Here is a 1,249-nt window from a genome sequence, read left to right as displayed (position 1 = left end):
CCCTACATGCTTACCCCAGGAACAACCATCGCCTGGGCTGGACTACCTTCCTGCGTCACCCCATCGCTTACCTACTACCCGATCGGATCGAGCGTTCACTCTGACCCCAAGCCCGAAGGCTTTAGGCGAGCTAAGGACTCTTAGCATCACGAGGTTCGATATGGGCGCGTTAAAGCGGGTACGGGAATATCAACCCGTTGTCCATCGACTACGCCTGTCGGCCTCGCCTTAGGTCCCGACTTACCCTGGGCGGATTAGCCTGCCCCAGGAACCCTTGGTCATCCGGCGCGAGGGTTTCTCACCCTCGATTCGCTACTCATGCCTGCATTCTCACTCGCACAGCCTCCACAACTAGATCACTCTGCTGCTTCGCCGGCTGCACGACGCTCCCCTACCCATCAACAGACACAATGTTCTGTCAATGCCACGACTTCGGCGGTGTGCTTGAGCCCCGCTACATTGTCGGCGCAGAATCACTTGACCAGTGAGCTATTACGCACTCTTTCAAGGGTGGCTGCTTCTAAGCCAACCTCCTGGTTGTCTCTGCGACTCCACATCCTTTCCCACTTAGCACACGCTTAGGGGCCTTAGTCGGTGATCTGGGCTGTTTCCCTCTCGACTACGAACCTTATCGCCCGCAGTCTCACTGCCACGCTCTCACTTACCGGCATTCGGAGTTTGGCTGACGTCAGTAACCTTGTCGGGCCCATCGGCCATCCAGTAGCTCTACCTCCGGCAAGAAACACGCGACGCTGCACCTAAATGCATTTCGGGGAGAACCAGCTATCACGGAGTTTGATTGGCCTTTCACCCCTACACACAGGTCATCCCCCAGGTTTTCAACCCTGGTGGGTTCGGTCCTCCACCCAGTCTTACCTGAGCTTCAACCTGCCCATGCGTAGATCACTCCGCTTCGGGTCTACAGCATGCGACTCAAACGCCCTATTCAGACTCGCTTTCGCTACGGCTCCCCCACACGGGTTAACCTCGCCACACACCATAACTCGCAGGCTCATTCTTCAAAAGGCACGCAGTCACATCACACAGAAGACAAGCTCCTGTACGCTCCTACGGCTTGTAGGCACACGGTTTCAGGTACTATTTCACGACCCCTCACCGGGGCACTTTTCACCTTTCCCTCACGGTACTCGTGCACTATCGGTCATCAGGGAGTATTTAGGCTTACCAGGTGGTCCTGGCAGATTCACACAGGATTTCTCGGGCCCCGTGCTACTTGGGATCCCCTCAA

1 rRNA gene is annotated in these 1,249 nt (G+C 56.4%); it reads right to left on the bottom strand.

Annotation, left to right across the window (positions count from 1 at the left end):
* A 23S ribosomal RNA gene (locus tag ABT158_RS51215) occupies positions 1 to 1,249 on the bottom strand; the annotation flags it as partial.

Origin of the sequence: Nonomuraea sp. NPDC001636 (assembly GCF_040298265.1) — a bacterium.
In the GTDB taxonomy this organism is placed as follows: domain Bacteria; phylum Actinomycetota; class Actinomycetes; order Streptosporangiales; family Streptosporangiaceae; genus Nonomuraea.
Note: the sequence above shows the minus strand (reverse complement) of the source record. Positions and strands in the feature narration are given on the sequence as shown.